22 protein-coding genes and 1 pseudogene are annotated in these 25,316 nt (G+C 68.0%); 10 read left to right on the forward strand and 13 right to left on the reverse strand.

The window, feature by feature from the left end; translation table 11 throughout:
• Positions 1-70: 70 nt before the first annotated feature.
• A complete protein-coding gene (locus AOM01_RS12720) occupies positions 71-1,063 on the forward strand; it encodes a LacI family DNA-binding transcriptional regulator (protein ID WP_062294178.1) in 993 nt (330 codons plus the stop codon).
• A 101-nt stretch (positions 1,064-1,164) separates the two neighbouring features.
• Here the strand turns inward: AOM01_RS12720 and AOM01_RS12725 are convergent, their stop codons facing one another.
• The 7 genes from AOM01_RS12725 to AOM01_RS12755 are packed head-to-tail and all read right to left on the reverse strand — an operon-like array spanning position 1,165 to position 7,090.
• The gene (locus AOM01_RS12725; RefSeq protein WP_062294180.1) at positions 1,165-2,301 is read right to left on the reverse strand and encodes a glycosyltransferase family 4 protein; all 1,137 of its coding nucleotides are present in this window, start codon (positions 2,299-2,301) and stop codon (positions 1,165-1,167) included.
• A gap of 1 nt (position 2,302) precedes the next feature.
• Positions 2,303-3,277, reverse strand: coding sequence for a c-type cytochrome biogenesis protein CcsB (gene ccsB / locus AOM01_RS12730; RefSeq protein WP_062294182.1), 975 nt, complete (start codon positions 3,275-3,277; stop codon positions 2,303-2,305).
• Positions 3,274-4,884 carry a cytochrome c biogenesis protein ResB gene (resB, locus tag AOM01_RS12735; protein ID WP_062294184.1) on the reverse strand — a complete coding sequence of 537 codons (1,611 nt, stop codon included), beginning with the start codon at positions 4,882-4,884 and terminating at the stop codon, positions 3,274-3,276. The genes ccsB and resB overlap by 4 nt, the downstream gene beginning before the upstream one ends.
• Positions 4,884-5,645, reverse strand: coding sequence for a cytochrome c biogenesis CcdA family protein (locus AOM01_RS12740; protein ID WP_062294266.1), 762 nt, complete (start codon positions 5,643-5,645; stop codon positions 4,884-4,886). The genes resB and AOM01_RS12740 overlap by 1 nt, the downstream gene beginning before the upstream one ends.
• Positions 5,645-6,220, reverse strand: a complete 576-nt coding sequence (locus AOM01_RS12745) for a TlpA family protein disulfide reductase (RefSeq protein ID WP_062294186.1) — start codon at positions 6,218-6,220, stop codon at positions 5,645-5,647. Before AOM01_RS12745 ends, AOM01_RS12740 begins: the two co-directional genes overlap by 1 nt.
• Positions 6,217-6,834, reverse strand: coding sequence for a histidine phosphatase family protein (locus AOM01_RS12750; protein WP_062294188.1), 618 nt, complete (start codon positions 6,832-6,834; stop codon positions 6,217-6,219). The genes AOM01_RS12745 and AOM01_RS12750 overlap by 4 nt, the downstream gene beginning before the upstream one ends.
• Before the next feature lie 19 nt (positions 6,835-6,853).
• Positions 6,854-7,090, reverse strand: coding sequence for a glutaredoxin family protein (locus AOM01_RS12755; RefSeq protein WP_062294191.1), 237 nt, complete (start codon positions 7,088-7,090; stop codon positions 6,854-6,856).
• Between the two features lie 56 nt (positions 7,091-7,146).
• Between AOM01_RS12755 and AOM01_RS12760 the strand changes: the two genes are divergently transcribed.
• From AOM01_RS12760 to AOM01_RS12785, 6 genes are all read left to right on the forward strand, one after another.
• Positions 7,147-8,004 carry an HAD family hydrolase gene (locus AOM01_RS12760; RefSeq protein ID WP_082110244.1) on the forward strand — a complete coding sequence of 286 codons (858 nt, stop codon included), beginning with the start codon at positions 7,147-7,149 and terminating at the stop codon, positions 8,002-8,004.
• 501 nt (positions 8,005-8,505) lie between these two features.
• On the forward strand, positions 8,506-9,858 hold the full coding sequence (locus AOM01_RS12765) for a tyrosine-type recombinase/integrase (RefSeq protein ID WP_062294193.1): 1,353 nt from the start codon (positions 8,506-8,508) through the stop codon (positions 9,856-9,858).
• A 298-nt stretch (positions 9,859-10,156) separates the two neighbouring features.
• A complete protein-coding gene (locus tag AOM01_RS14645) occupies positions 10,157-10,387 on the forward strand; it encodes a helix-turn-helix domain-containing protein (RefSeq protein WP_062294194.1) in 231 nt (76 codons plus the stop codon).
• A gap of 18 nt (positions 10,388-10,405) precedes the next feature.
• Positions 10,406-10,762, forward strand: coding sequence for a hypothetical protein (locus tag AOM01_RS12775; protein WP_062294196.1), 357 nt, complete (start codon positions 10,406-10,408; stop codon positions 10,760-10,762).
• A gap of 609 nt (positions 10,763-11,371) precedes the next feature.
• Complete coding sequence (locus AOM01_RS12780) at positions 11,372-11,602, forward strand: integrase core domain-containing protein (protein WP_082110246.1); 231 nt, start codon at positions 11,372-11,374, stop codon at positions 11,600-11,602.
• A gap of 340 nt (positions 11,603-11,942) precedes the next feature.
• Positions 11,943-12,353 (forward strand): leucine zipper domain-containing protein, encoded by a 411-nt coding sequence (locus tag AOM01_RS12785; protein ID WP_062294200.1) that lies wholly within the window; start codon positions 11,943-11,945, stop codon positions 12,351-12,353.
• A gap of 41 nt (positions 12,354-12,394) precedes the next feature.
• Here the strand turns inward: AOM01_RS12785 and istB are convergent, their stop codons facing one another.
• Together istB and istA are read right to left on the reverse strand one after the other, a co-directional pair.
• Entirely contained in the window at positions 12,395-13,180 is a 786-nt protein-coding gene (gene istB / locus AOM01_RS12790) for an IS21-like element helper ATPase IstB (RefSeq protein WP_062294202.1), read from the reverse strand.
• Positions 13,180-14,427: an IS21 family transposase gene (gene istA / locus AOM01_RS12795; RefSeq protein ID WP_156155977.1), complete on the reverse strand. Its 1,248-nt coding sequence runs from the start codon at positions 14,425-14,427 to the stop codon at positions 13,180-13,182. The genes istB and istA overlap by 1 nt, the downstream gene beginning before the upstream one ends.
• A 61-nt stretch (positions 14,428-14,488) precedes the next feature.
• On the opposite strand from istA, the pseudogene AOM01_RS12800 reads away from it, so the two are divergent.
• Positions 14,489-15,085 (forward strand): annotated as a pseudogene (locus AOM01_RS12800) (integrase core domain-containing protein); the annotation flags it as partial.
• 13 nt (positions 15,086-15,098) lie between these two features.
• Here AOM01_RS12800 and AOM01_RS12805 read toward each other — a convergent pair.
• From AOM01_RS12805 to AOM01_RS12815, 4 genes are read right to left on the reverse strand one after another with little or no spacing between them, the layout of a single operon-like run.
• A complete protein-coding gene (locus AOM01_RS12805) occupies positions 15,099-15,443 on the reverse strand; it encodes a DUF7674 family protein (RefSeq protein WP_062294208.1) in 345 nt (114 codons plus the stop codon).
• Positions 15,440-16,141 carry a hypothetical protein gene (locus AOM01_RS12810; protein WP_156155978.1) on the reverse strand — a complete coding sequence of 234 codons (702 nt, stop codon included), beginning with the start codon at positions 16,139-16,141 and terminating at the stop codon, positions 15,440-15,442. Before AOM01_RS12810 ends, AOM01_RS12805 begins: the two co-directional genes overlap by 4 nt.
• Positions 16,138-16,641: a hypothetical protein gene (locus AOM01_RS14500; protein ID WP_156155979.1), complete on the reverse strand. Its 504-nt coding sequence runs from the start codon at positions 16,639-16,641 to the stop codon at positions 16,138-16,140. The genes AOM01_RS12810 and AOM01_RS14500 overlap by 4 nt, the downstream gene beginning before the upstream one ends.
• Positions 16,638-23,420, reverse strand: a complete 6,783-nt coding sequence (locus AOM01_RS12815) for an RHS repeat-associated core domain-containing protein (protein WP_156155980.1) — start codon at positions 23,418-23,420, stop codon at positions 16,638-16,640. The genes AOM01_RS14500 and AOM01_RS12815 overlap by 4 nt, the downstream gene beginning before the upstream one ends.
• Positions 23,421-23,769: 349 nt before the next feature.
• Between AOM01_RS12815 and AOM01_RS12820 the strand changes: the two genes are divergently transcribed.
• Together AOM01_RS12820 and AOM01_RS14830 are read left to right on the forward strand one after the other, a co-directional pair.
• Positions 23,770-24,366, forward strand: coding sequence for a recombinase family protein (locus tag AOM01_RS12820; RefSeq protein WP_062294213.1), 597 nt, complete (start codon positions 23,770-23,772; stop codon positions 24,364-24,366).
• Positions 24,367-24,946: 580 nt separating this feature from the next.
• Entirely contained in the window at positions 24,947-25,138 is a 192-nt protein-coding gene (locus AOM01_RS14830; protein WP_062294215.1) for a helix-turn-helix transcriptional regulator, read from the forward strand.
• Positions 25,139-25,316 lie beyond the last annotated feature (178 nt).

A 25,316-nucleotide genomic window follows, 5' to 3' on the forward strand; every position in this document is an offset into this window, starting at 1 on the left:
TATCGATAACGTTTTCGCAACGGGTGGTCCTGGCGCGTCCGCCGCCCCGCCTGCCAGGTAGCATGCGGGCATGGAACCGGTCGCCCGCGTCAAGCTCGCCGACGTCGCCCGCCGCGCGGGGGTCTCGGTCGCGACGGTGTCCAAGGTGGTGAACGGCCGGTACGGGGTGTCGAAGGACACCATCGCCCGCGTCCAGGAGGTGATCGACGAGCTCGGCTACGCCGGCAACCTCTCCGCGGCCGCGCTGCGCGGGCAGCGCACCAACGTCCTCGGCATCCTGGTGGGCGGCTTCGAGCCGTTCTCCGCCGAGCTGATGAAGGGCGCCTGGGCGGGGGCCGAGGGCAGCGGCTACGAGCTCCTCGCGCACTCCGGCGGCCACGGCCACGGCTGGGAGCGCCGCTCCCTCGCGCGGCTGGGAGGCACACTCATCGACGGCGCGATCCTGGTCACCCCCACGGTGCTCAACACCGCGACCGGCGTGCCGGTGGTCGCGATCGACCCGCACTACGGGCCGTCGTCGCTCCCGACCGTCGACTCCGACAACTACGGCGGCGCGCGCGCCGCGACGGACCACCTGATCGCGCTGGGGCACCGCCGCATCGGCTTCCTGGGAGGCCGCCGCGACCTCGACTCGGGGCGCCGCCGCGAGGACGGCTTCCGCGACGCGATGGCGGCCGCGGGCGTCGAGGTCGACGAGGACCTGGTGGTGGAGACCAGCTACGAGCCCGAGCTCGCCGCCGCGGCCGCCGAGTCGATGCTGAGCGTCCCCCAGCCCCCGACCGCGATCTTCGCGGCCAACGACACCACGGCGCTCGCCGTCATGGACGTCGCGGCGGACCTGGGGATCTCCGTCCCGCACGAGCTGTCGGTGGTCGGCTTCGACGACATCCCCGAGGCCGCCGGGGCGGACGTGCCCCTCACCACCGTCCGCCAACCTCTCCAGGCCATGGGCGCGGAGGCGATGGAGATGCTGCTCCTGCTGGTGCGCGGCGAGCAGTGCGAGCAGCACGTCCGCATGGACACCGAGCTGGTGGTGCGCGCCTCGACGGCCCCGCCGCGCTGACCATCCGGCCCGCACCGCCCACGCCCAGGCGCGCTATGGGGAACTCAGCGACGCAATCGACAGATCGTCGCGCGCTGCGGGGAACTGAGCGACGTCGCGCCCTAGACGCCGTAGACCTCGAGCACCTTCGCGCCCACCACCTCGACATCGAACTGCTGGACGTGCTCGGCCTGCTCGGCGTGGATCTCCGCCCGCAGCGCCGGATCCTCGATGAGCCGCAGCAGCGCCTGCGCGAACACGTCGGCGTCGCGCGCGTCCACGCTCACGTCGGGTCGCGCCCCGATCACGGACAGGTACCCCGGGTTCGCGCCCGCGAGCACCACGCCGTCGCCGCGACCGGCCAGCGAGGCCATCGCCTCGACCAGCACGATCCCGAAGCTCTCGCCGCCCGTCGCCGGGAACACCGCGATGTCGGCGTCCGCGTAGAACGCGGCCTTGTCCTCCTCCGCGACGAAGCCCGCGAGCGACACATGCGACAGCCCGCTCACCTCGACCGCCGCCTCGAGATCGCCCCACAGCGGCCCGCGACCGCCGATCCGCACCTCGAGCCGCTCCCGCACCTCGTCCGGGAGCGCGTCGAGCGCGCGGATCAGCTCGAGGACGCCCTTGCGCTCGACCAGCCGGCCTAGGAACGCGACCACCAGACGCCCGCCGTCGCCGGGCACGGGGGCCGCAGCGGCAGCCGCCGCCGAGAACCCGCGCACGTCCACCGGGCACGGCACCACCACGGCAGAGATCCCGAACGCGGACGCCGCGAACTCGCGCGCCGGCTCGGACACCGCCATGAAGGCGTCGAACCTCCGCAGGTTCCCCCGCAGCCACCGCCCGAGCATGTGCGTGCCCGCGGAGGACACCTTGCCGTCGGGAAGGATGTGGAAGGTGCCCACGATCCTCACGGACCGCGCCTGCAGCCTGCGCGCCTCGTCCACGACGCGCGCCGCGAACAGCGGCGAGTGCGGGATCTGCACGTGGATGACGTCGTAGCGCTCGCGCTCCAGGAGCCCCCGCAGAGCCCGCCGCGACGTCGCCAGCGGGATCCGCAGCCCGTTGCCGTTGAACTGCACGCCCACGTTCCGCGCAACCGAATGCACCGTCACGTCGTCGCGCGGCGACGCCGAGGAGCACAGCACGTGGACCTCGTGGCCCGCCCGCGTCAGGTACCCCGCGAGCGTGAGGACGTACTGCTGCACCCCGTCGGGCCGGTCGATCGAGTCGTCCAGCACCAGCGCGACCTTCAACTCATGACCCCGCGTAGGTGTGCAGGCCCTGGAAGAACAGGTTGACCACGGTGAAGTTCATGATGAGCGCGGTGAAGCCGGCGATCGCCAACCACGCGCTGCGGCGCCCGGCCCAGCCCTGCGTGGTGCGCGCGTGCAGGTACGCCGCGTACAGCACCCAGATGACGAACGACCAGACCTCCTTGGGATCCCAGCCCCAGTAGCGGCCCCACGCGTGCTCGGCCCAGATCGCGCCGGCCATCACGGTGAACGTCCACAACACGAACCCGACGGCGTTGAGCCGGAAGGAGAGCGCCTCGAGGTTCGCGGCGGTGGGGACGGCCTCGAGCCAACGGAAGCGCGTCCCACCCCAGCGCACGTCGCGGTCGCGCGAGTCGCGCATCAGTTGGAGCACGGTCGCGATGAAGGACACCGCGAAGATGCCCGTCACGATGGTCGCGATCGACACGTGGATGACCAGCCAGTAGCTCTGCAACGCCGGCGGCAGCGTGTCGACGTCCTTGTAGAGCACCGTGAGAGCGAGGCCGAGCGACACCGTCGCGAGGCCCGTGACGCCGGCGCCCAGGAACGCGACGTCGCGCTTGCGCTGCAGGACCAGGTACGCGACCACCGCGAAGAACGAGCCAGAGATCGTGTACTCGTACATGTTCGACCACGGCACGTGGCCCGCGTCGAGCCCGCGCGCGAGCAGGCCCACGCCGTGGAGCACCGCGCCCATGAAGGTGGTCGCCTTGGCGATGCCGGCCGCCTTGGCCGCACGGCCTCCCGGGGACGATGCGACGGGCGCCTCGGCGACCGGCAGCCCGTGGGCGGGGGCCGGGGCCCCGACCGCGACGGCCTCGCGGGCGGCGGAGCGGGCCGCCGCCTTGTCGTCGGCGACGCGCGCCAACCGGATCGCGTGCGCGACCATGGCGATCGCGTACAGCACCGTGGCGCCGCCGAGCGCCATCACGCTCAGGTCGCTCAGGTTGTTCATGCGTCTTCCCTCTCCTCCGCGCCCGGGGCGGGCGCGCGGCCCACGGCCGCGGCCATCGCGCGTTCGAGGGCCGCGCCGACCCCCGTGTCGTGCGCGGGGGCGTACGCGGCTCCGGTGACCACTGTAGTTCCGTCCTCCGACGTCGCGACCAGCCAGACCTTGCGCCGCGACGCGAACAGCGAGGTGGCGAGGCCGGCGAGGGTGAGCACCGCCGCGGTGAGCAGCCACGGTAGGGACGGGTCGGCGCGCAGGTCGAACGCGCCGTAACGCGGGAGCGAGTCGAAGCTCACGGTGCCGAGCCCGTCGGGCAGCTCGACGGTCTCCCCGAGCGCGAGGCGCAGGGTCACGGGCTGGCCGTCCTCGTCCTGCACGGGGCTGAGCCGCGACTCGTCGAGCCGATAGACGTTCTGCGGGACCCCCTCGTCGAGGCCCAGGTCACCGGTGTACGCGAGCATCTCGATCACCGGGTTGGCGGGGTCGGGGTGGATCGACGCCACGGCGAACGGCCCCTCGAGGAACGTCGGGTACAGCGTCGCCTTGAAGCCCAGCTGCTCGCCGGTCGTGACGTCGGGAGCCTTGATCACGCCGGTCGACGTGTACGCAGCGTCCTGCGCGAGGAACACCACCGGACCGGAGAAGGCGACCTCGCCGGCGGCGTCGCGCACGGTGATGACGGGCGCGTAGCCGTTGCCCTGCAGGTAGATCTTCGCGTCGCCCGACTCGAGCGGGTGGTTGACCGAGATCTCCTCCGCGGCCGCGTCCCGACCGGGCTCGGTGAACGTCACGTTCGCCTGGAAGTGCAGCGGCCGGCCGGTGTCGGAGAACTCTGCGTCGAGCGAGTCGAGGCGCAGCGTGAACGGGTCGAGGTCCGCGGGGTCGAAGAGCGAGCCCGAGGAGAAGGTGTCGTACGCGGCGACGGCGTTGGTGAAGGAGCGGCCCTCCACCACGATCGCCTGCCCGCGGTACGTGAACAGCGTCCCGTACGCGACCGCGATCAGCACGGCGACCAGGGAGGCGTGGAAAACCAGGTTGCCCAGCTCGCGCACGTGGCCCGTCTCCGCCGCGAGCGCGACCGACCCGTCCTTGCGCCGGTCGATCCGCACGCGGTACCCGGTGAGCGCGCCCGCCCGGCCCGTGCGGGGGCGAAGCGCGGCGCGGGCCCTCGCCAGAGCATCGTCCACCGTCACGTCGGCGGTCTCCGGCCCCGCGCCCTCGTAGCGGGCGAGCGAGCGAGGCGTGGCCGCGATGGGGCGGCGCAGCTCGCGCCAGTGGTGGAGCGCGCGCGGGGCGATGCAGCCGATCAGTGACGCGAAGAGCAGCAGGTAGATCGCGGTGAACCAGGCTGAGCCGAACACGTCGAGAAAGCCCGTCGCGTCGAGCATGGGACCCCAGAAGGGGTTGTCGGCGACGAACTGGCGCGTCGCGGCGGCGTCCTGCGGCCACTGCGGCAGCACCGAGCCGGGGATCGACGCGAGCGCGAGGAGGAGGAGCAGGATGAGCGCGACGCGCATCGACGTGACCTGCCGCCAGATCCACCGCAGCCAGCCCCGGAACCCGAGCCGCGGTGCGGCCGGCACCACGTAGTTGTCGAGCTTGACGCGCGCCATCAGACGGCCACCCAGAAGGAGTCGATCCAGCCCTGCAGCTGCGCGGTCAGGCTGTCCCACAGGCCCGTCACCAGCAGCACGCCGAGCACGATCAGCATCGCGCCGCCGACCCGCATGAGCGCGAGGCGGTGGCGGCGCAGCCAGCCGAGGACCTTGCCCGATCGCTCGAACAGGACCGCGAGCAGCACGAACGGCAGGCCCAGCCCCACGCAGTACGCGACCGCGAGCGCGACGCCGCGACCCTGGGTCGCCTCGGACAGCCCGAGCGTGTACACGGCCGCGAGCGTGGGGCCGATGCACGGCGTCCAGCCGAGCCCGAACGCCACCCCGAGCACGGGGGCGCCGGCGAGTCCGGCGGTGGGGCTGACATGGAGGCGCTTCTCCGTCTGGAGGAACGGCAGCGCGCCCATGAAGGCGAAGCCGAGCAGGATGATCACCACCCCGAGCAGGCGCGTGATGAGCGTGAGGTACGGCGCGAGGGCGGCGCCGAGCGACGAGGCGAGGAAGCCGAACGTCACGAACACCGCCGAGAAGCCGAGCACGAACAGCAGCGCCCCGATCACCAGCTTGGGCTTCGACGCCTTGCCGGTGCCGCCCGCGCCCGCCATGCCGGACACGTAGCCGAGGTAGCCGGGGACGAGCGGCACCACGCACGGGGACGCGAAGCTCACCAGGCCGGCGAGCACCGCGACGGGGACCGCGAGCAGCATCGACCCCGAGAGCGCCACGCCCGCGAAGGACACGTCCGCGGCCAGCGGCATCACGCGTCGCCCTCGGGGGCCGCGGTCCCGGCGGCCTCCTCGATGAGGGACTTCAGCGTCGACGGGTCGGCGGTGCCGATCACGCGGGCGTGCAGGTTCCCGTCGGGGTCGATCACGAGCGTGGTGGGGACCGCGTTCATCGCGACCAGGCCCTGGAGGGTCGCGGTGGCGGCGCCGTCTGTGTCGTCGATGGACGGGTATTCGATGCCGAAGGTGCGGTCGAAGGCCTCGACCGTCGGCGCATCGTCCCGACCGTTGACGCCGAGGACCTGGACGTCGTCGCGCGCGTCGAGCTCCGCGAGGTCCGGCGCCTCCGCCCGGCACGGCGGGCAGGATGCGTACCAGACGTTCACCAGCACCACCTGGCCGCGATAGTCCTCGACGTCGACGGGCTCTCCGGCGAAGTCCGTGCCCGCGAGCGCGACGGCGGGGCCATCGTCCATCACGGTGACCGTGCCGTCGCCCGAGACGTACCCCGGGGACTCCGCGGCGTCGCCCGGCGCGCACCCGACGAGCGTGAGCACGATCGCGACCAGCACCGCCGCGAAGATCGCGATGCGCGCGGCAGGCCTCATCGGGGCACCTCGATATGGGCGGCCGGCGCCTGGTAGCCCGCGAAGCGGATCTCCTCGCCATCGACGTCGAAGCTCGTGAGCGAGGCGAGGGCGCACTCGCGCGACCGGGGGTCGTGGACATACGAGCGGCCCTCGGCGGAGCAGCGCGCGACCCAGATGGGCAGCTGGTGGCTCACCATGACCGTCTCCGAGCCGGGGTTCGCTGCGGCCGCGTCGATGATCGCGGCCCGCATGCGCGCGGACTGCTCCTTGTACGACTCTCCCCAGGAGGGCCGGAACGGGTTGCGCAGCAGCCACCAGTTGCGAGGGTGGAGCAGGCTGCGGGGCGACGGGGTGGGGCCGCCGGCGAACGCGTTGTCGGCCTCGATGATGCGGTCCTCGGTCGCGATCTCCAGCCCGAAGGCGGCGGCGACGGGAGCCGCAGTCTGCTGCGCACGCAGCAGCGGCGAGGCGACCACGCGTCCCACCTGGGCACCGGTGGCGACCAGGTGGTCAGCAACGGCCTGCGCCATGCGCTCGCCCGCCTCGGAGAGGCGGAACTCCGGCAGCCGGCCGTACAGCACCCCGTCGGGGTTGTGGACATGGCCGTGGCGGAGGACGTGCACGCGGGACATGCGACCTATTGTCACCCGGCTACGCGAGGGCTTTGCGCAGTCGCTCGGGGTCGATGCGCCAGAATCCCACGGTCTGCCCGTCGACGGTGGCGACCGGGATGTCGTCGGTGTAGCGGGCCCGCAGCCCGGGATCGGAGTCGATGTCGACCTCGACCCACTCCTCGCCGGCCTCCGCGCACACCTGATGGACGATGCTGCGGGCGTCCACGCACAGGTGGCAGCCCTCGCGGGTGTACAGGGTGACGCGGGCGGGCATGAGTCCAGGATAGGGAGCGCACGAGCGCGCCCCGCGCCTCTCGCTACAGTTGAGGCGTGACCCCGGACCACGAGAGCGCGCAGACCCGGGTCGCCGCGTTCTTCGACGTCGACAACACGGTGATCCGCGGTGCGAGCTCGTTCCACATCGCGCGCGGCCTCTGGCAGCGCGACTACTTCAGCCTCAAGGACATCCTCGCGCTGTTCTACGAGCAGTCGACGTACGTGCTGTTCGGGGAGTCCAAGGACCAGATGGACCGGATCCGCGAGCACGGCCTCGGGATCATCAAGGGCTGGTCGGTCGCGGAGATGACCGCCGTGGCCGAGGAGGTCTACGACGAGCTGCTCGCCAGCCGCGTCTACCCCGGCACCAAGGCGATCATCGACGAGCATCTCGCGCTGGGTCACGAGGTGTGGTTCGTGACGGCCTCGCCCATCGAGATCGGGCGCCTCATCGCGCGGCGCATCGGCGCGACCGGGGCGCTCGGGACCGTCGCCGAGCACGAGGGCGGCCACTACACGGGCCGGCTCGAGAGCGACTTCCTCCACGGCCCCGCCAAGGCGACGGCGGTGCGGGCGCTCGCCGCGGAGCGCGGGCTGGACCTGGAGGCGAGCTTCGCGTACGGCGACTCGGTCAACGACGCATCGATGCTCGCGGCGGTGGGCCACCCGTGCACCATCAACCCCGACCCGAAGATGCGCCGCCTCGCGAACCAGCGTGGCTGGCCGTCGCGAGAGTTCCGCAAGCGCCGCAAGAGCGGCCGCCGCGGAATCGTGAAGTCCTCCGTGACCGGCGCGGCCTGGGTGACCATCCAGGTCAGCCGCGGCGTCAAGGGCGCGTGCCGCGGCCTGCTGCGCCGCGGCCGCCGCTCCCCCGGGACAGACGCGCACGCCGAGGCCGCCCGCGACCTGTAGCCGCGCATCGTCCCGCGCGATCGCCCGCCTCCACACGGAATCTGCAACTGTACCCGTGCCAGTCGGGCGATGCGCCGCGAGTTGCATCAGGCGAGCGTTCACAACGAGGTAGGCGTGTGGAGCGCGGTCGGGCGGGGTGACTCGGGAGGCCCCCGGAAAACGCGAAACGCCCGCCCCACCGCGAGGTGGAACGGGCGTGCGAAGCGCGAGGCGCTTACTTCTTGTTGCGGCGCTGGTGGCGCGTCTTGCGAAGCAGCTTGCGGTGCTTCTGACCGCCACTCAACCCACATCGGAACTGCCAGGCGAAACACCCACCACCAGGCGCTTTACCAAACCGTGATCGTGGCACGTCGATGCACAGGAGTGCATCAACGTGCACCTCGGAACGCACGCAGATCGCACGGCCCGACTCACACCCACGATCTCCCGCGACCGCTCGCCCACGGATGCCACGGTGGCCACATCGCGGCCGACCAGGCCGCCCAGTCGAGGGCAGGATCAATGGCGAAGACGAAGATCAAGAACGGACCCAAGCAGGCCAAGCCCGCGAACGCGAAGAGAAATTACAAGGAGGGCCGCCGCAAGTGGGGCTCGATCAGGACGCTCCCGTCGGGGAACTTCCGCGCCGAGTACACGGGCCCTGATCTCCGTCGCCACAAGGCTCCGCACACCTTCCAGTGGGAATCATCAGCTCAGCAGTGGCTCAAGAGCGAGAGGAAGCTGATCGAGAAGGGCAAATGGACCGCCCCTGACCAGCGCAAGGTCGCGACACAGCTCACGCTTCGCGAGTTCGGCGACGATTGGCTCGCGGCTGACGGGCGCGAGGAGTCCACCATCGACCTCTACAGCACCCTGCTCGACAAGCACGTCTACCCCATGCTCGGCGCGAGGACACTGAAGTCGCTCGGCTATGTCGACGTCGAGGCCTGGCACGAGTGGGCGAGGAAGTCCGTGAGCCGACGGCCGAGAGAGCAGGCATACTCAGTGCTTCGCGCGATGCTGAACAAGGCCGTGAAGCGCGGTCTGATCAAGCGGAATCCGTGCACGCTCGAGAACGTCATCCAGTCGAAGGCAGATAAGCCCGGCCTGATTCTCACGATCGAGCAGCTCGCCGACGTCGCCGAGGCGATGGGGTCCGCATGCGATGTGGCGCGTGTGCGCGCTGACACCCGCGCGGCAGTCGCGGCTGCCCGCGCCGCAGGCGGCAGCGAGAAGGAGGCGCGGGCCGCACGGTACCGCGCGACGCAGCCGGCGCTCGTCGCCCATGGCATCGGAAGGCCCGAGTGGATCGCCCTAATCGCGCTCGGGTGCTACTGCGCTCTGCGCACGGCCGAACTCCAGGCCTTGCGCCGGTCCGATCTGGACCTCGAGCACGGCGTGCTGAGAGTCAACGTCGCGGCCCGCTTCAAGCGTGCAAACAAGAAGGCGGGCACGAAGGGCCACTGGACCGATCCCGGCGATCCCAAGGCCGCCAGCTTCCGAGAAGTCACAATCCCGCCACACATCCTTCCGCTGCTCCATGACCACGTCGAGCTCTTCGTCAAGCCAGAGTCCGACGCGCTGGTCTTCCAGGCCCAGAGAGCGAAGCACCTTTCCTCGACCACCTTCTTCCACGCGTGGAAAGCCGCTCTCAAGCGTGCGGGCGCACCTGACATCCCGTTCCACAACCTGCGCCACACGGGGGCGTCGCTCGCGTCGCAGTCCGGCGCGACGCTCGCCGAGGTCATGCACCGGCTCGGCCACCGGACGCCCCGCACCGCGCTCATCTACCAGCACTCAACAATGGCGCGCCAGCGGGACATCGCCGCTGAGATGTCGCGCCGCGCACTCGACGAGGACGGCGCGGCCGCGTAGCACACAGCACACAGCGTCCTACTGCCGGGAGCCCCCACGAACGCGGCACCGTCGGGGGCTATCGCAACGCACGGAAACGCTCACAGGCACCGGGTGCCGCCCGCACATGCACGCCCCGCGAGTGCCGCGAAACGATCTCGAACAGCCGACCCGGAGTCTCAAGCCAGACCCCGAGGAGCCGCAAACTACCGCAAAACGGGACATGCCGGGCTGCAGGGTTACGCCCGTAGCGAAGAATGGAGTACACTACCACACTTTCGGCGAGACTTCCAGTACGATTTGGTGCAAAGTAGCGGCCATGGACAACATCTCCCCGCTCCCCGCTCGCCGCGATCTCGCCGACACCCACCTGGCTCCGACGCTCACGATCGAAGACGTGAAGTGCCGTCTGAGACTGAGCAAGCGCAAGATCTACGACATGGTCCGCGATGGGGACCTCCAGGCCTACAGAATCAAGAATGTCCGCGGCCTGAGGTTCAAGCTCGAGGACGTCGACGCGCAACTGGTGCCGATTCGAGCCGCTGCATAGCGGTCTATCGAGCCAGGCGTGAACGAGATCGGCGTCTCCGCGCTGATCGACCCATCCTCATTGACAATCTCGAATGGAACTTCCTTGACCTCCATCCGCACCTCTCACGGAGAGTTCACGGGCCGTACCGCTGCGACCATCATCCGGCGCGAGTACGGCGCGAAGGCCTTTGTGCTCCGCTCCGCACCCAACGATCCGTACGCCGGCACGATCGTCGAGCCCGCTGGCGAACTTGGCGTCGTCTCCCCGCTCGCCCGCCTAGTGTCGATCGACGGCGAATGGGGCACTTCGGCGATCAGTGCGTATGCCTACTTGCTCCAATGCCGCGCAGAGCTGCGCCGGAAATCCGACCAGCGGCTCCGCGGCCACGAGTAGGCCCGTCGAACGGGCGTTGACCGCATGCGACAACGCCGGAGGTGTCGGCTTCCGATGTCGGAGCCGATGCCGCCTCGACATCGGGCCCTACCAGTAGCGAACCTCAACCGGCACGTCGCAGCGGCACCCCAAGAGCCCCTGCACCACCAGGCGGAACGGGCCGAAAACGACGAGTCCAGTTCGACAAACTCGAACGATCGAAACCCGCCTTAGGAGATCATTTTACCTGGTATTTGGCTAGTTTTGATCCACTTTGGTCGTCTGTGGTTGTCCGCGGTCGTTGGACTCGGCCGCGCTTAGCTCTCCACGTTTGGCCGTTGTTGTCTCTGGTTGTTCGCGAGCTCGTGTGGATGGAGGTGTGGATGGCACCCGAGCCTCCACGCGGCCGATGCATCGTCCAGGACGCCAGCCGGGCATCTTCGTGCACGCGCGGGGACACCGGCGTCCGGCACGACTGCCACGCCATGCGACGCAGCGCGGAGACCCAAGCACCGTCAGTTTGGGGAGCCCAGGTTGTGCCAGCACACGCGGAGACACCCGCGTACAGCGCGTGGCGGTTCGAGTAGGGTCTACGGCCACCGGCGACGCCAGGCAGGGCACCTGGGATCGATGGGGCGAGTGGTCTCGAGCGTAGACAACGCCCCGATCGAGTCGTTCTGGTCGACCATGCCGCGCGAACTGCTCAACCGCCACGACTGGAACTCCCGCACCGAGCTCGCATCCGCGATGTTCGAATGGATCGAGGGCATCTACAACCCTCGCCACCGCCACACCTCGCTCGGCCACCTCAGCCCCGTCGAGTACGAAGCCCTTCACACCCGTGCCGCCATCGCGGCATGATCAACACACCACCCGTGTCCACGAGACCGGGTCAGGCTCCCGACAGCGTTGTGCATGGTGGCGATGTAGTCCCCGGGCGGCGGTCCGCGCTCCTCCGTGTCGCTAGCGACCGCTACCGCGCGTGAGTGATTGTCGTAGGTGTAGGAGACGACAAGCGAACCGGCGACGGAGACCGTCGGTGATGCGTGGTCGAGCGCGCCCAGCCAGGCGCCGATGACGGCCAGCAGCAGCGCAACTAGGTGTACCGGGCCAGCACGTTGGTAGCACCGCTCGGGTTGTGAAGAGGAGAACCTCCGGGCTTAGTGGAGATGTCTGACGTCTGCACAACCCGGAGGTTCTCGTGTCCCACGCTAATGCCCGTCTGACCGTGCACGGCCGGCGTCTGATCGTCCAACGCCACCGCCAGGGCTGGGCTCAAGCCCACATCGCCGCCGCGATGGGCGTATCCCGCAAATGCGTCCACACGTGGATCGCACGGTTCGAAGCCGAAGGCGATGACGGCCTGGTCGATCGCAGCAGCAGGCCACACCACTGCCGCACCCGGACCAGTAGTGATGTCGAAGCCGCGGTCCTCGAGCACCGGCGCACCACCCGCCAGGGCCGCGATGGTGTCGCAGCGGACTTGGGTCTTGCTCCCCGTACGGTGTCGCGCATCCTGGCCCGCCACCACGTGCCACACATCTCCGCGCTCGACCCGATGACGGGCGAGGTCATCCGTGCGTCGAAGGTGTCAACGGCGCTCGAATTCTGACCCCTTTTCGTCGTTTGAAAGTTGACCCCTCGGGGTTGTTGTTATTGGTTGCCGCCGCTGGTGGGCGGGGTCTGTAGCAGCTCGCGTCGGGCCCTTGTCCGGTAGGAGTCGCCGGCCAGTTGGAGTACCTCGGCGTGGTGGACCAGGCGGTCGATCATCGCGGCCGCGACGATGTCATCGGCGAAGATCTCGCCCCACCGGCCAAAGGGCATGTTCGACGTGATCAGGATCGAGCCTTGCTCGTAGCGGGCCGCGATGAGCTGGAAGAACAGGTTCGCGGTGTCGGCGTCGAAGGGCAGGTAGCCGACCTCGTCGACGATCAGCAGTCGGTAGCGCTTGAGCCTTCGTAGTTCGTGCTCGAGCCGTCCGGCCTGGTGCGCGCCCTGGAGTCGTGCCGCCCAGCCGGTGGCGGTGTCGAACGCGACCGGATAGCCCGCGTGACAGGCCTTGATGCCCAACGCGATGGCCAGGTGGGTCTTGCCGACCCCGGGCGGGCCCAGCAGGATCACGTTCTCGGCCTTCGGGATCCACGTCGTGGTCGCCAAGTGGGCGAGCACGTCACGGCGAAGCGCGGGCTGGTGGTCGACGTTGAAGTCCTCCAGTGTCTTCACCGCAGGGAAGTGCGCGCCCGCGACCCTCAGCGCAGTGCCGTTGGCTTCCCGGTCCGCGACCTGACGTTGCAGGACCGCTGCGAGGTACTCCTCATGCGACCAGCCCTCCTCCCGTGCCAGGGACGCCAGCTGGTCCCACACGCGTGCGATCGTGGGCGTCTTCAATGCGCGTGCCAGGTAGTCCAGCGTCGCCGCAGTGTCGGTGGTGGCCCCCATCAGGCGGCGTCCTTCCCGGTGTCGAAGCCGATGCCGAACAACGTGTCGTAGTCGGCGATGTCACGCACCATCGTCGGCCGCTGGCCAGCCGCGGCGGCGGCGCGTTCACGCTCGCGCTTCGCGTCCGAGAACTGCCGGCGCAGCCCCTTGGCGATCTCGACGTGTGCAGGGTCGGTGATCACGGCCGCGGACGCCCACGCGCGGGCATGGTCGGCCACGACCGTGCCGTCGCACACCACGACCACCCGGGACAAGGTCGCGGTGACGTCGACCAGCCGGCCGATGAAGCGCGGGTCGACGGAGTAGTCGTTGCGGTCGATCCGCACGTAGTAGTCCCGGCTGAGCCGCACCCGGGTGGTCAAGCCCGTCGCTGGTGGATGCGGTGGCAGCACCGTCATCGCGGCCAGATCCTCACCCAGCACATCGACGGGTCGCCCGCCCAGCGACCGGATCGTGCGCGCGTTGGCGCGCGGCAGCCAGTCCGCCATCTGCATGTTGAAGTCCGTCGGCGATGAGAACTGCCGTCCTGGCAGGAACGATGTCTCGAAGTACTGGTTGTTGCGTTCCGTCATGCCCTTGAACTTCGGATCGCGTGGCGGGGCGAGCACCACCCTGGTCGCCAAGGTGCCGGCGAACGCGGCGGCCAGCGCGGTGACCTTGCCCTTGCCACCGATCGCGGCCTCACGGTCCCACACCAGCGTCTTCGACACCGCGCCGACCTGGCTGATCAGCTGCCACATCCCCGCGACCAGGTCGCCGCCCTGACGGGAGGGCAGCATCACCGCGCTTAGGTACCGCGAGAACGTCAACGTCATCACCAGCACCGGCAGCATCGCGGCCTGCCCGAAGCCCACCGGGATCCTCGGGGCCGGGAACCACAGGTCCATCTGTGCGGCCTCACCCGCCTGGTGGACGATCCGGTCCGCAGGATCCACGCCGGCGTACTCGGGCCGGATCAGCCGGACCCGGTCCTTCAGGATCGTCATCGAGTGCTCCCAGCCGATGCGCTCCGCGATGACTGTCGCGGGCATCCGCGCATCCACGCGCAGCAGCTTGCGGATCTCGGGCTCGACGGCGTCGACCAGAGACCCCTTCGACGGCCGTCGATACACCGGCGGACCGTCCGACGCCAACGCCGACCTCACCGTGTTCCGCGCCACCCCGAGCTGTCGAGCGATCGCCTTGATCGCCATCCCCTCGGCCCTATGCAAACGGCGGATCTCCGCCCAGTCCTCCACTGAAATCACCCTCCAAGAGTGTCGGAGGGGTCAACATTCACCCGTCGCCACGGGGTCAGTATTCACACGGCGTCGACAGAAGGCCACGGCGGTGAGATACGAGCGGGATCGTCCAGGCGAGCTGGTCCACATGGACGTCAAGAAGCTCGGCCGCATCCCCGACGGCGGCGGCTGGCGTGGACGCGGCGAAACGGTCACGAACCATCAGTCCAGGACCGACAAGCACGCCAAGGTCGGCTATGACTACATCCACTCCGTCGTCGACGACCACTCCAGGCTTGCCTACTCCGAGGTCCTGGCCGACGAGAAGGGCACGACCTGTGCGGCGTTCTTCGAGCGCGCCATCGACTACTTCGCCGCGCACGGCATCGACCGGATCGAACGGCTGATGACGGACAACGCGTGGGCCTACCGATGGTCGCTGCGCGAGGTGTGCGCCACCCACGGCATCGTCCAGAAGTTCATCCGACCACACTGCCCGTGGCAGAACGGCAAGGCCGAACGCTACAACCGCACGCTCGCGACCGAGTGGGCCTACCGGCAGGCATACACCTCGAACGACGAACGCACCGAGGCTCTGGCACCCTGGAACGAGCACTACAACACCCGACGCCGGCATCAAGCCCTCGCAGGACTCCCACCCATCAGCCGACTGCGACCAACCTGATGGCCGGGTACAACTAGGCGAGCCACGGATCAACCCTCCGCAATGCAGGGCCGAGCCACTCGCGCAGCAAGGATCCCGGCTGGTTCGGGTCGGGAATCATCTCAACCCCGCTGACGGCGATGAGCCCCCGCACGTCTTCCGGACCACTCTCGTACTCACGCTCCAGCCAGTCGAGAATCGAGCGGCATATGTCGCGCTCCGACTCAACATGCTCAGCCAGCCAGCGCACCACGTCAGCAAGGACGAGGTGGGGCAGTAGTTCGCCCTCGTTGTCCTCCAGCGACTCATCGACTAGTGGCGCGAGCTCTATGTAGTCAGCGATGAGCCTGTTGATCGTGGCTTCGGTGCTGGCGCTCATGGCATGCTGCCTCGAAGGACGAGGGAGAGTTCATCAGCGAGACTCTGCGCGACGAGCCGGTCGTAGTAGGCCGCATCAGGGTTGCGTCGCAGCCAGTTGTTCAGCCCCTGGACAGTCTCTTGACCCTTGATCGTGTGCATGCGGCCACCAGTCGGGACACCCGTGGCGATCTCGTTTCGGATCGCATCCATCGTCGTGCCGTTCCCGACTCGGTTCGGATTCGTTGTGCCCTTGTAGAGGTTGTTGACGAGGTTCTGGAGCTTGGTGCTTCCTACCTGTGGTGTGGGAAGGATGTCATCAACGGTCTTTGCGGCAACACCCGTCCGCTGAAACTCGGAACGATCCCCACCACCGTCCTCGACTGGGCGACCCGTCGTAGTCATGGGCTTGCTGCCCTGCGCGACCGCGCCCGGGTAGCCATAGATGGTGGTCGGAACGTGTGCCGATTCGTCTAGGCGCACCTCAGCGCCGTGCGACCAACGGACGACGGCGTCGTAGGTGAAGTTGCGTGCCAGCGACGCGGGCGGGCCTCGCTCTGCGGCAGCATCGGCTGTCACCGAAGACATGTGGGTGCCGTCGTAGGTGTAGACCAGGCCGTGAGCAACTGGCGACGCGGCCACTGATACACCTGTCGGCACCGCCAAGGAGAGCAGCAGGGAGGTGAGACACATCGCGACAACTCGGAGCAGCGCCATCACGTGTCACCGCCCGAGTCGTCCGCCAGGCCGTGCGAATGCGCCCGCAGTCTCAGAAGCTCGTCGTCGCTTATGGGTGCGAGCGCACGGTCGGGGTCAAGCGGGCAATCAAAGCGGCCATCGTCAGTCATCCAGGCGAGCACGCCGCCAGCCATGCATTCAGGGTCAAAGAGTCCGGGCGGGTCGCAGAAGGGAACTCCCTCAGCGCCTATCCAAGCTACTCGACAGCCACCGCGAATTAGCGCGTCAAGTGTGCGATTGACGGCGGCTTGAAATTCGAATCCGGTAGGCCAGATGACGATCGGCACTTCCCACCCATGGACGCGCCAATGGTCACCGTGAAGGTCAAAGGCCTCCGCCTCTGGATGGGCCAACCATGCGTCAGCGGGGAAGCTGACGTCTCGCCATTCACTAGGTGCGGTCAACCCATAGGCGATGAGCCCTGGCTTCTCGTCACCTGCGACGAAGATCGTTAGCGCGTCTCGAGCGAACGGCGTGGTCACGGCACGCCCCACATCTTGAGCTGGTTCCCCGACGGGACGAACGACGATGCGAGCTGACCTTGGAATGGGCCCTCCTTGTAGACGAACAGCGCAACCTGATTGCCATCGATGTCGCCGAGGAATCCACGTACGCGCGTTCCACCGAGGGTGTGATCGAAGGTGGCGGCGGGCCGCTCGAGGATCGGCACGAATGCCCGCTCAATGACGCCGGGGCTGTTCTTTCCCGACCATGCCGGCAAGACACCCGCCTTGGTCAGGTTTTTGGTCCCATGCTGAAGGCGGCCTGGGGTCAGTGCGGTCTTACCGAGGCCCTCAGCGAAGCCGATACCGCTGTTTGCGGCAACACCTCGAGGACTCATTCCCTTGGCTCCGGGACCAACGACAGCAAGGAGGCTTGCGAATGAGAGGACAGTTTGTTGTCCTGACCGCCCGGCCTCGTAAGAATCCGCTCGAGAGACTGCGTTCACGTAGCTGTCGCCAGCCTCAAGGAGTTGATGGACCGGGTTTAGACGACGGTCGATCGCAATCGCATACCCGAATTCGTCGCGGTCGGCCGTGAAGGACATCCATTCGCCGTAGTAGTACCGCGCGGTGCCGGCCGGATCTACGGCCGGCCCGACCGCGGACATGTAAAACACACCCGTGAGAGTCTCTCGAGTGGTTGAAAGCGACCCAGATACGTAGTCCACCGCAGCGTCCCATGCGTACGATGCGACATCAACCGCCGTTGCGCCGGACTTCGACGCAGAGTTCGAGGGTGTGGAACCTTGAACCGTTGGAGCGCCACAAGTGGTGCCCGCGTCGGCGCACATCATCGCGAGGCCCGTGGAGTCGACGTACGTGATGGGGTTGTTGCCGGCGTACATGTAGGGGTCGAGGGTGCGGGGGTCGCCGGGGATGAGGATCGGGTCGGGTGAGATGAATCGTCCGAGTTCCGCGTCGTAGTAGCGGGCGTTGAGGTAGGTCAGCCCTGTGCCGGTGGTGCCATCAGGGCTGGTGGTGTCTTCGATTTGTCCGAGCCAGCCGCGGCTTTGGGTGAGGTTACTGCTGCCGCGGGTGGTGCCGTAGGGGCTGTAGGCCTGCTGGTTCGCGACCGTGGTCGTGGTGGCTTCCTGGATGACGCCGCCCTCGAGGGTGACGTCGAGGGAGACTTCGGCGGAGCCTTGCAGGTCGCTGAAGATGAGCTGGATGCCGGTGTCGTCGATGTTGTCGTGGTTGACGTCGCCGGCGTGGCGTACGGCGACGGTGGCTCCACCGGATGTGTAGGTGCGGGTGGCGGTCAGGGTGCCTGTGGTGGTGGTGTCGGGGTCGGTGATCTCGTCTGATCCGATCCATACCGTTGCAGCATCACCGACGATGCGGGCGATGCGTTGTCCCGTGCCGTCGTAGAGGTAGGTCTCGTCGCCGGCTGAGGTGAGGTTGGACAGCGGATCCCATGCGAGGGTGTCGGTGCCGCTGCCGGTGGGGTCGGTGCGTGTGATCATGCGGCCCGCGTCGTCGTACGTGTACGTGTTGCTGCTGGTGCCGGTGGTGGCGGTGACGGCTGCCGGATGCGCGTTGCTGGCGTACGTGTAGGTTCGGGCGTCGGTGGTTGCGGTGGTGCCGTCTCCGGTGGAGGTGGTGGCGGCGGTGATCCGGCCGGTGGCGCTGTAGGACCAGGTGTTGGAGTATGCGGTCGCGCCGACGTTCCAGCTGGCTTCTGTGGTGGCGGCGGTCGTGTCGCAGTCGCCCTTCTGGGTCCATGACTGGGTCAGGCGCACGTAGCCGTCGTACTCGTAGCACTGACGCAGGCGTGCCACGCCGTTCCACATGGATTCGAGGGTGCCGGTGTCGGCGTAGTTGTAGAAGTTGGACTGCAGGGTGGTGTCGTCGCTGAGCAGTGCCGCGATCCTGTCCACGCGTCCTGCGGTGTCGTAGGTGAACAGGCTGGAGGCGCCGTTGCCGTAGGTACGGGTGGCCGTTTTGCCGTCGGGCAGATAGGTCTTGCCCGTGACGAAGTCGGTGGCACCTGAGGTGAGGGTTGCGGGGCGGCTCCACGCGTCGTAGGTGGTGGTGACGGTCTCGGCGGCCAAGCCGCCAATGGCGGGCAAGCTAGCGGTCTTGACTCGTCCCCACTGGTCGTACGTGGTCGACGTCGAGTAGCTGACGCCGGCAAGCTCGCCGAGCGCAGTGTCGGCGGGGAGCTCTTGTGTGGTGTCGGTGACGGCTCCGAAATCGTCGACGGTGTCGACGCGTGAGGTGACGGTGCCGGCGGTGGTGGTGTGGGTGGTTTCGAACAGCATGCCCGCGAGCGGGTTCGCGCCTGTGGTCGAGGTGTCGTAGTGCCAGGTGGTGGTGGCGTCGGGTGTCGAGGCGCCCGTGGTTTTCGCCACACGCGTGAGCATCCGATCCCACGTGTCGTAGCTCATGGAGATCTCACCGGCGGGCGATGTCACCTCGAGGATGTTGCCGTCGTCGTCGTAGGTGTAGGTGCTCGTGCCCGCGTTGGGGTCCTTGAGGGTGATGGTGCGGCCGGCGACGTCGGTGGTGGTCACGGTCGCTGCTCCGGCGGCGTCGGTGATGGTCACCTTGGACGCGCCGGTCGCATTGTTGACCGAGTACGCGTACGTGGTGACGATGTCGGATCCGGTGGAAGCGCCGGTGGTCGTGTCCCATCCCTGGTGCTGGCGCACCAGGTCGGTGCGGCCGCGCTCGTCGAAGCGAGTGGTCGATGCGGACGACACGACGCGTCCTCGTCCCAGCGCGATCGTCGTGGTGCGATCCCCGCGGTACACGGACGTGGTGCCCGACAGGTAGGTGCCGCCGTCCTTGCGTGCCACCTGGATGGCACGCCCTGCCCAGTCGTAGGTCGTGATCGAGTACGGCGCCGGGGCGTCGGCCAGCGAGTTGGGATTCGCCGGCGACCCGGTCCTGGAGTAGGCGATCTTTCCTGCGTAGGGCTCGGACTGCTCGGCGACGCGACCGATCTCGTCGTAGCGGGTCACGCTCACCAGCCGGCCGGTGTCACCGTTCTTGGTGGGGGTGTGGACCTCGATGGGCTGACCGGCACCGTTGAAATAGGTCAGGGTGCGCTGCTGGGGGCTCATCGTGTTGTTGTCCGGAGCGACGACTTCCTCGACCCAGGCCGGCTCCACGTTGGAGGCGCCCACCGAGGCGGCGGGCGAGTAGTTGTAGTGCACGGTGCGTGCCCGGCTGGTGTCCAAGTCGTCCGCGTTGAGCGACTGGCGTGGCGCCCATCCGTCGGCGAGCTGGCCTCGTTCGTTGTAGCGGTAGAACGTGGCTTGGCCTTGCTCGTTCTCGACACGGATGGGCTGGCCGAATACGACCTCGTAGGTGGATTCGGCCGTGAACGTGGGCGAGGTCGGTGACGTCGATGTCGTCGTCACCGTGCGCGGCGACTCACCGAGGTCCGAGTAGTCGTACTTGGTCTTCGCGGGGTTCGTCGCGTCGTACTGGCTGGCGGAGACCTGGGTGCGCACACGCCCGGGCGCGTCATACGTCGTCGTGGTGGACGACTTGTGGGTGTCGTCGGTGAAGGTGTGTTGCGTGGTCACGTTGCCGTCGATCGGGTGTTGCCCGATCTTCGTTTCAGCGCCGTCGAACCAGTTGAGCGTGCGGGCAGTCGTCACGCCGTCGCTGCAGTTCCCGTCATGGGTGATGACCTCTTCGACGAACCACTGATAGTAGGTCTGACCCCAGGCGCCGTCATTGGACAGTGAGGTGAAACTGTCGTCGTTGCCGACCGTGGTCGCATACGACGTCTCGGTGCACACCACGTCGCCCGAGCCCACGACGCCCCAGTCGGTCTTGACCTCGATCGGCCGGTACGCGCCGTCGTATGTCGTCGACACCCGCGTACTGCGCCAGTCCGACGTGACATCGAGGTTCGCATCCAAAACGCGTTCGGCGGTATCGACACGGTCGACCATGACGGCGACGGCATCGTGGACACCGGGGCCGTCGGCCGTCGTGTCGGTGCTGTATGCCGTCGTCGAGGTCGACATGATCTTGCCGTCGGCCCTGCGCACCTGTACGGACAGAACACGGCCACGCTTGGCGGGCGCGTCGGTGACGTCGTTGCCGGTGACCAAGTTGCCGATCTTCACGTCCTTCGTGGTGCCGCCGACGTTCCAGTCGCCGTTCATGCCCCGGAAGTACTGGGTCGCGGTCTCGACCTCGTCCGCGCCCGAGCCGCGCGTGGCGATCACCCTGGTGTAGCCGCGGTAGTCGTTCCACGTCTGCGTGCCGCTGCCGCGCGCAGTCAGCGGCGAGTCTTGATAGGCCCATGCCGGGTTGCCTATATACCGGTAGTTGACGGTCTGGGTCGGTGCACCGCCCACGAGGTCGACCTGCTCGACGGACTCGACGACATACCTGTGGAAGACGCCAAAACCCGGCGGGGAACCACCGTCACCGTCAGGGTCGAAGTAGACCGGGTAGCAGTCCCACGTGTTCTGATCCCAGGCTCCATCGACGTCGGGATACCAGGCGATGAAGCTGCTGCTGGACGATCCACCCATCGGGCAGTGGCGGGAATCCTGTGGGTCGTAGGCGTTCGCATAGTCGACGTCGATGCGTGCGCCCAGCGGCGTGTAGATCTTCGTGATGCGCCGCTTGTCCAGCGCTCGGCTGGTCGAGGTGGTGTCCACGCGGTTCTTCAGCTGGGCGCCATCGAAGTCGTACGCGTACCCATGCGAATAGTCGGTCGTGTCACCGTCGGTGTAGTAGCGGGTCTGGACGGTGTCCAACCACAGCGACCGTGCCGAACCGTCATCGGTGGCGGGGAAGGCGAACCCGAACTGGTGACGGTACGCCGACATCCATCCACCACCAGTCTTCTTCACCTTGACCAGCACACCGTCATAGCGTTGCGCGGTGAAGAACGTGGGTGAGTCCTGCGAGGACGCGCACGTGGACGTGCACTTGAGGTCAAGGGGGACGTCCGGGAACGAGCCGGCGTTGGCGACAGTCCTGGACGGGCATGAGGCGTTGTCATCGAAGTTGTTGAACGACGTTCCCGAACGCTCGACACACCGGTAGCGGGTATCGACGAGCACCTTGACCTCATAGTTGGTCAGGTCGAACGAGCGCTGCCCGTAACGGATCTCGCTGAGATACACCGCGGACGTGTACGACACCGACGTCGACGCATCCCCGCCGACGGCGTACTTGTTGGTCTCGAGCGCGTAGCGGTACGTCACCGCGTTCTCGTTGCGGTCGATGGCCTCGTCCATCATCCACCGGTAGCCCTGGATGCAATAGTTCGACGCGGCGGTTCCGCCGCAGCGGGGCTCGCCGGAGTCGTCACCGAACACCGGCACGGTCGCCACCGAGTTCGTCACCGTGCCGTCATCAAGTTCGCCCAGACCGAAGAAGTAGCGTGAACCGTCGGGCAGGGCAAGCTTGAAGTACTCGTTGTTGTTGTCATCGTTGGTGGCCTTACCGCCCGTGTGGTGCGTGATGCGCCAGCCCGTGTCGTCTGCGGTGCGGTACCGGTTGTCGCCGTCCCACACCAGCGGGTAGCTGGCACCACCGAAGTTCATGACGTAGGCGGCACCCTCAGCGTCGGCGCTTTCGGGGGAGTACCAGCACAGATCACCCGCACGAGCGGTGTAGTTGTCATCGGCGCACGACTTGTACAGCCGTTCGATGTAGCCGGTGGAGAAGTCCCAGCCCTCTCCCACGGCGGGCGCCTGACCGTTGCTGGCCAGGCTTCGCCCGTCGACGGCGGCGCTGGAATAGTTCAACGCCAATCCAGGCGTGCTCCCGATACTCGCCGGCGGCAGCTCCAACGGGATGGAGTATGTGAACGCGCCTGTCCCTTCGCTGGTGCCCCACGTGCCTGCAGCAGGCAGGTCCGTCGCGGTGAAGGTGCCCACGTCGCTCGACGAGCCAGCGACGGCCGCCAGGACCGTCGCTCCCGATGAGGTGGCCTGGACAAACCCGCGGGACGGAGCGAGCGTTGCCAGGAGATCCTGCGAGGTGCCCAGATGCGGCGTTCCGCCGACCCCGTAGGCGAGCGCAGGCCCGGATACTCCTTCCATGGGGTCGATCGGCACCTCGACCACCAGCGCACCCGAGTCGGTCTCGACGTCGTCAGGCAGGCGCGTCCCGTTCAAACACTCAGGGTTCTCAGGCGTATCAAGGGCACACGACGGGAAGGCCCACAGTTCGAGCCGGTCGGCATAGTCGGACCCGTACGCCCCCGCGAACGCGTCAGGATCGACCACCAGCTCCGCCCACGACGCGTCTGCGATCGCGTCCGCGTGGCGCAGCGTGAACGCCACCGACGCGCCAGGAATCATCCCGTCCACGTCGACACTGCGCAACCGCACCTCGTCGCCCACCTCCGCCACAGGGACATCGTCGCCCTCACGACCCAGCACGCCAAGGGCGTCCAGCTCGGCCACCGCGTCGGCACTGATCGCATCGTCAAGCACGTCCGGCGAAGCCGCCTGGAGGTCGAACACCTCGTCCGGCAGCGGTGCCTCACCCTTGGGCGCGGGCGCAACCTCGAGCAGTTCGGAAGGTGCGACAGGATCCACCCACGACTCCGCCTCCGACGACGCCGACGCCTCCGCATCAACAACCTCAGGAGCCCCCAACGGGGGCCCCTGAGGCACATCCTCAATGTCCGCTGCGGCAGTCGCCGCGGCAGTGGTCAGGATATCGATCGAGGCCTCCGGGGCCGCCGCCGCTGCCGACGACCCTGCTGTCGGCACCGCCAACCCCACCAGAACCGCCAACACCCCAGGCACCGCAGCAAAACGAACGCGCACTACAACTCCCCCATCAGGTGGCCACCAGGACCGATGCGCACAACGTAGCGACGGCCAAAACACCAGGCAAGCGACGGGTTGCACTGAGCGTCAAATCCATGCGGCCAATGTGAGAGATTCCACAGCATGCATGGGTCGCCGTGCCCGACGCGACACTTGAGGGGGCGACCGTCCGACGGGGACCCGAGGAAGTCGCGCGTACGGAAGTGGAACCCCTGTAGCGCCGACGCCCGTCGCCGCGGACCTTGGCGGGGTTGTATCCCGGGGTGTACCTAGCTGGACGCCGCGAGCGACATCGCGCTCGCGCGTCAATCGGGGCCTGTCAGACCCCACATGGACACTTCTGTCCATGGCTCTAGAGACCAATGGACAGAGCGGACAGGTTGTTGTCGCATACCTGCGCGTCAGCTCCGCGGATCAGAATGAGGCGCGTCAGCTCGCAGCGGTGGGCGCGGTCAACAAGGTCTTCATCGACCGCGCGAGCGGCAAGAGCACCGAGCGCGCGCAATTGCAGGCGATGCTCGCGTACGTGCGCGAGGGAGACGTCGTTCGCGTGAAAAGCGCCGACCGGCTGGCGCGGTCAACGACCGATCTGCTCGGGCTGATCGAGGCACTGGCAGCTAAGGGGGTGCAGGTCGAGTTCACCGATCACCCGAGCCTCAGCACAACCTCGGCTCACGGCACCTTTATGCTGACGATTCTCGGCGCGGTCGCCGAGTTGGAGCGCGCGACGATCCGAGAGCGCCAGGCCGAGGGGATCGCGCTGGCGAAGGCGCGCGGGGTCTACGCCAGGAACCCGAAGTTGAGCGCCGAACAGATCGAGGCGGCCCGGGTGGCAATCGAGTCGCGCGGTGTGCCGGTCGCTCGCGTCGCGCTCGATCTCGGCGTCAGCAGGCAGACGCTGTATAACGCGTTGAACGGCGTAGGCCGCTACGCGGCGCTCTGACCAGGGCACCGCGCAATCGTGCTCGCTGCAAGCACCGTCACTTGGCCGCGGAGCGCTGGTCCCAATGGTGGCCGCGTGATGAGCTGTCCCGAGTGCGACTGGCACCCCCCGGACGCGCCTTGCGGTCGGCCTCGAGTGTTGTGAGAGATCAGTCGGCTCGATGGCGCACGGATCGGCGCGATCTGAGCGTGTTTTGCATCAAAACTAGGGCCGCGAGCGGAGTGCGCCCTCCCCATATGGGTGCTCACATTCTGTGCTCGTGCGTCGGCCCACAGCTCGCTGTCGGCCGACCCCGCACCCGCTGGCGTACTCGACAGCCCATGGTTCCGGGCGACGCGACGCGGAAGCGACGCAGGTGGCAAGACGGTGGGTCTGTTGCGCGCGCGGCTTGCCCACAGCCCAAGATCCACGCCGCGGCCGACAGCCCCGACGACTTCGGGAGCAAAACCCCTGGTTCCTAGGCGATCTGGAGAGATCCGGGCAGATTCCTCGCAGTTCTCCTCACATCCGCGACGTTGCGGGCGATTGGAAGTGTGAGCGGGTCGCCACGGGGGCGTCCCGCCTGACCTGAGGAGTCCCGATGACACCTGAGCTGTTGACCGTCCACGAACTCGCGGAGCTGCTGCGTACGACGCCGTCCACGATCTACGCCATGCGTTCGTCCGGGCGTGGCCCTCGAAGCATCCGCGCAGATCGTAAGCGGCTCTTGTTCAGACGTAGCGATGTCGATTCTTGGCTGGACGAGCAGTCCGAGCCAGACCCTACCGCCTGAATACACCCGCTGCCGGCGCCTGCCGGTGCGTCGCGCCACGACGCCTTGACTCTCCACGCCCACGACGTGCGTGCCTCGTGCGTCGGCGATGGCGTGCACCCTCCACTTGATCGGAACTTTCCATGCTTGCACCGTTGACACTGTCGCGCGCCCTCGCACACGGGGCCATCGCGCGCGC

Source organism: Demequina phytophila (genome assembly GCF_000971135.1).
Classification (GTDB): Bacteria; Actinomycetota; Actinomycetes; order Actinomycetales; family Demequinaceae; genus Demequina; species Demequina phytophila.